The organism is Mesonia aestuariivivens (genome assembly GCF_019311235.1).
GTDB classification, from domain to species: Bacteria; Bacteroidota; Bacteroidia; order Flavobacteriales; family Flavobacteriaceae; genus Mesonia; species Mesonia aestuariivivens.
On record NZ_JAHWDF010000034.1, the window covers coordinates 1 to 4,893 of the forward strand.

The 4,893-nt window shown below is 32.2% G+C and carries 5 protein-coding genes and 1 pseudogene; 1 reads left to right on the forward strand and 5 read right to left on the reverse strand.

Annotation, left to right across the window (positions count from 1 at the left end; translation table 11 throughout):
• Window positions 1-653: transposase (locus tag KW502_RS14935; RefSeq protein WP_219041357.1), on the reverse strand; the 653-nt coding region annotated here is incomplete at its 3' end.
• A 410-nt stretch (window positions 654-1,063) separates the two neighbouring features.
• On the opposite strand from KW502_RS14935, the gene KW502_RS14940 reads away from it, so the two are divergent.
• Window positions 1,064-2,035 (forward strand): IS110 family RNA-guided transposase, encoded by a 972-nt coding sequence (locus KW502_RS14940; RefSeq protein WP_219041358.1) that lies wholly within the window; start codon window positions 1,064-1,066, stop codon window positions 2,033-2,035.
• A gap of 132 nt (window positions 2,036-2,167) precedes the next feature.
• On the opposite strand, the gene KW502_RS14945 is transcribed toward KW502_RS14940, so the two are convergent.
• The 4 genes and pseudogenes from KW502_RS14945 to KW502_RS14955 form a co-directional block, all read right to left on the reverse strand.
• On the reverse strand, window positions 2,168-2,932 hold the full coding sequence (locus KW502_RS14945; RefSeq protein WP_219041359.1) for a hypothetical protein: 765 nt from the start codon (window positions 2,930-2,932) through the stop codon (window positions 2,168-2,170).
• A 15-nt stretch (window positions 2,933-2,947) separates the two neighbouring features.
• Window positions 2,948-3,397, reverse strand: coding sequence for a hypothetical protein (locus tag KW502_RS15535; protein WP_255554287.1), 450 nt, complete (start codon window positions 3,395-3,397; stop codon window positions 2,948-2,950).
• Between the two features lie 30 nt (window positions 3,398-3,427).
• Window positions 3,428-3,730: pseudogene (locus KW502_RS15700) on the reverse strand (SH3 domain-containing protein); the annotation flags it as partial.
• A gap of 344 nt (window positions 3,731-4,074) precedes the next feature.
• Entirely contained in the window at window positions 4,075-4,638 is a 564-nt protein-coding gene (locus KW502_RS14955) for a helix-turn-helix domain-containing protein (RefSeq protein WP_219041360.1), read from the reverse strand.
• Window positions 4,639-4,893 lie beyond the last annotated feature (255 nt).

A 4,893-nucleotide genomic window follows, 5' to 3' on the forward strand; every position in this document is an offset into this window, starting at 1 on the left:
TCAGAAGAAGTATCTTCATCAAGTTGTTTTTGTATCGCCTTGTATTTGTTTTTTTGCTGTTTGCGTGCTTTTATTTGATCTTCGATTTCTTCAGTTTTTTTCTGATCTCCATCCGCTGTGGCCAGTTGTTGGTTATGCTCTTCGAGTTTTTTATCGATATACTCTAAGTGACGCTTTATTTTCTTTTTATTATAGTTATTTTTCTTACTGTTCTGCGCCCTTAGCTTGGTAGAATCCCCTGCAATGAGGTTTCCCCCGATCAGGTTGAAGTTACGAGTAATAGCCACACTTTGCCGGAACACCTTTCGGATGGCTTTTGGGTTTTCTTTTCTAAACCTGGCAATGGTATTATGGTCGGGTTTTAAGTTTTTAATCAGCCAGATCACTTCAATGTTACGATAAGCCTCTTTCTCCAGCCTTCGTGAAGAGCGCATACGGTTCATATAGCCATAGATAAAGAGTTTGAGCAGATCAGCCGGATCATAGGGCGGCCTTCCCTGAGTGGCTATGGTCTGAAAGCCCATTTTTGATAAATCGAGCAAGTTTACAAATTGATCGATGAGCCGTACGCTATTCTCCCCAGGGATCATATCATCCAAACAGGTTGCGTAAAGGCTGAGCTGTTCCCAGTCTTGTCCTTGTTGATATTCCATACCTTAAAAATAAACATACCAAAGATCATATCCTGAAAAATAATCGGTAAAGATGGCATGGTTTTGAGACAGTCTGACGGTCACGTATATCGCTCCAAGTTGCGGTCGGTTTAAAAACGAATATAGCTAAAAAATTTAATAATGATTATGGCAGAGATATGTCAGCCTAAAACCTGCTCAGCAATTTGCGATATACATCTTAAGTTTGATTCTTATTAAATTTAAACAATGAATCAGAAAGAACAAAGAGAGGATTAAGGTTATGATATACGGTGAAGCGTTAGACTTCGACAACATTGATAATCCCCTCTCTTTAACTACTTTAATCACGTTCAGTTCTTTGAGGCTTTAGACCTCGTTTTCAAGTTGTTGTGATCACGGTAGTATGCTCTTTCATAAAATCAGTTCTTATGGATAAATATAAAGAAACTTTTGGAGTTGATATCAGTAAAGATGTTTTTGATGTTTATAGCAGTAAAGGAGGTCATTCTCAATTTAAGAATGATTCTTCCGGATTTAAATTATTTGTCAAGACATTAGCAGTAGACTCTTTGGTAGTGATGGAAGCTACAGGATATTACCATTATCGACTTGCACAGTTTCTTTACAAAAACGGTATACCGGTATCGGTAGTAAATCCCTTGTCAGTCAAGCGTTTTATTCAGATGAAATTATCAAAAATAAAGACAGATAAGAGCGATGCCAAGGCTATTTGCCATTATGGTTTGTCTAATGAAGTACCGCTGTACAATGCACTCAACGATGTACAGGCAGAATGCCTTCAGCTTTTTCGACTTATGGATAGTTATCTAAAGAAGCGTACGGCTACCAAGAATAAACTTCACGGTGAGGAAGTTCTAGGTATTCCCTCTAGGTATGTTTATAGGTCTTTAAAGCGTGATCTCAAACATCTAGACAAAGAGGTCAGGGGAATTGAAGCTCGCTTACTGGAGCTTGTCAAACAAGAACAGCAACAGCAACTAACCTTGCTAACGAGCATACCTGGAATCGGAATGAAAACCGCCTTATTTTTAGTGGTAATAACAGATGGATTTACCAAGTTTGAGAAGGCTTCGCAGCTGTGTAGTTACGTAGGGATCACGCCAACCATACGGGAATCAGGCAGTAGTGTTAGGGGGAGAAGTAGGATTAGTAAAGTGGGCAACAAGAAGCTTCGGAATCTATTATTTCTTTGTGCATTCAACGCCTGTAAACACAATAAGGGTTGCAGGGCAATTTATGAGCGAATTGTAGCCAAGGGTAAAAGCAAGAAACTGGCGTTGATTGCAGTGGCCAATAAGCTTTTAAAACAAGCTTTTGCTATTGCAAAATCCGGTTTGCCCTACGATGAAAACTATGTATCTGTTCTAGCAAAAGGATAGCTAGAAAAAAGAAGTAAATATTACCGCTAAGATCTATTTGTATGGATGTTAGTACAGGCTAATTATGTCTCAAATTTAATGTAGAAAAAAGTTGGTTTTTACCTCAGTTCTTTGTTAGGCAACGTTATTTTCTCATTTATAATATTCTGTACCTTGCTTATCTAAATACCCAATCTTGCCATTTGGTAATTCAAAGTATGCTAAATTATCTATAAATTCATTTAAGACTTTATATTTGACTTTTGGTGAGAAATTAAAAATATTCCATAAACCATTTCTTTTAACCTTTAAATATTTTCCGCTAATTCTTATGTCATCATAATATTCTGTTTTATCATTACTTATTACTCCATAGCTCAATCCTTCTTCAAAAATGACAAGCATAGGGTAAATATCGTGATCAGGATATTCCAATTGTTTTTTTCCGTTTATAAGATAGATTTTATCATAGTTATTCTTGGGAAATTTAAAAGTAGATAGCGTGTCTTTCTTATCTATGGCATTTAGAATGTATTTCTTAGAAAATTTATTAACTATATAAGATTCATCTTCTTCAGTAATCTCGATATAATATACAGTACCACTTCCACAAACTACGTATGTAATTAGTGGTCTTTTGATTTTTTCAAGTTTCTCATTGAAATAGATTACGTTATATTTTTTATCTAAAGCTTGAAAAATCGAGCCATTAAGATTACCGAAGTATTTTAATCCTTTTAGTAAAATTTTTTCTTCCTCATAATCAGTTACTAAAAACGAGTTCTTTTTTGTGTTTTTATAAATATGAAAAAGACCTCCAGCGCTATCATAATAAACAATATTCTCATCGTTATCAAGATTAAGTTGACCAAAAACAAGCAATGGAATAAAAATAAAAATAATTAAAATGTATTTCATAAACTTGATCTTTGATTAATCTCCAGTTATTGTGTGGAATTTATTATTGTACCAAAAAATATATCCACCTCCGCAAGATTCAAGGTTGTGACCGAACAGAGAATTATACCCTAAGACCAGTTTTTTGTTAATTGGATATTTAAAATTTACATTAATATTACTCATATCTTCATTTTTTGGCCATAAGTTTTTATTCTTTGAAACTTTTTCAAGTTGTTCTGTCCAGCCAAAATCTAAATTACCACCAGATAAATTTTCGTTATTTATAACAACAATTCTTTCTTTACCGTTTATTTTATTATCTACAAAACCAAAGGTCATTGAGGTAGAATCTTTTATTTTTATAGCTAAGTCTTTTGCACCATCGCCAAAGAAATCTCCATTTAATACAAAAGGATTATTATTTTTAACGATTTCGTAGTTTTTAAATTCAGGATATTCCTGCATTTTATCTTTTAATTCCAAGATAAATTCAGATTCTTCTTTTATGAATCCATTAAAAACATAACCAAATTCTATTCCTTCTGAATAGTAATATGGGTGATTATATGTTTTTATTTTTACCCAATTGCCATTTATTTCTTTACCATTATCTTTAATTATTAATTCTTTGTTTGTTTTTTCTAAGACATTGATTTTTGAACCAAATGGAATCGCTCCTATTCGTTTACTTCCTAAACTAGGTTTTTCTCTAATAATAATTCCGCTTTCGGATGTAACAATATAAATATTATCACTAGATTTATTTTCAACCTGAATAATATTTGAGTTATTATTTCCACTAAAATTAAAAGTAATTAAAAGTAATTAAAAGTATTATAAATTTATGGGCGAATTTTTTTTTCATAATGTTGCCTAACGTGATTGTATAAGATTAGTTGCGTGGTTTAAGCACTTAATATAGCAAATACAAACCGAATAGAAAATCCGAAAGGATTTTCGTAAGCAAGCCTGAACTAGCAATTAATTTTATACGGTGTGCCTGTTGCACAACCTCTTTCTTAATCAAATTTAAAATTAATAGTAGACTTCAATAATACCATACCCTTATAAATCAAAAATTTAACTATTCATAAAAATCAGAATAACCCTCTTTTCTTAGAAATTTAGACTTGTGCAACGGTTACCGGTGTTGGCACCAGTTATTTTATCAGTTTTATTATATTCGGATACAAACTTTCCGTTTTTCCTTTACTTGTTTTAATCGCAAAGATTATCGGTAGTATTATATTTACGGCATAAAGTCCGATAAAAATGTAAAATAAAATTGGGTAATATCCATAATGCATAATTTTAAAAAATGCGAATGCAGTTATTGAAATAAAAGCCAAAATTGACCACAGTATCTGATAGTTCAACAAATTTGCTCCGATTTTTTTAAGTCCAATTATTTTATCTCTTTTATTCATCCACATAATTAGTGGAATGATAATGTTTCCAACAGGAATTGCTAAAAAGGTCAGCACGGTAAGATGGAAAATTGTCAGATAAGTTTTGTCCGTTTGTTTTCCATAATCCAAAATGTCTTCTACATTTATGTCAAGAACTTCACATATCAAATTCAGAGTTTTTCCACGAGGTTCACTTTCGTTATTTTCGATTCGTTGAATTGTTCTTAAATTTACTTTTGCTGATTCAGCTAATTCTTCTTGAGAAAGACCTTTTTTCTTTCTTAATTCTTTAATTTTTTTTCCGATTTCGTTCATAGTTAATTTTGGTTTATTGTTTTCACAAAACTACTTATGAAAGTATCTTTTTGATAACGGTTTCTTTGCGACATTTTTACGACATTCTTGTCAATCTATTGATTTTGTTGAGTTTTTTAATTGGTGCCAACGGCAGTCTGTCTCAAAACTACCTAATTTGTTTTTAAAAATAATTGAAATTAGGGGTAAAGCCAAAATTTGCATTAATTTTTGTTTGCTTTTGTATTAATGCCTTAAAAGTTCGTTTTAGTCTTA

Coding starts and splice junctions, on each gene's coding strand:
- KW502_RS14955 (WP_219041360.1), bottom strand. CDS start 4,638: ATGAACGAAATCGGAAAAAAAATTAAAGAATTAAGAAAGAAAAAAGGT.
- KW502_RS14940 (WP_219041358.1), top strand. CDS start 1,064: ATGGATAAATATAAAGAAACTTTTGGAGTTGATATCAGTAAAGATGTT.
- KW502_RS14945 (WP_219041359.1), bottom strand. CDS start 2,932: ATGAAATACATTTTAATTATTTTTATTTTTATTCCATTGCTTGTTTTT.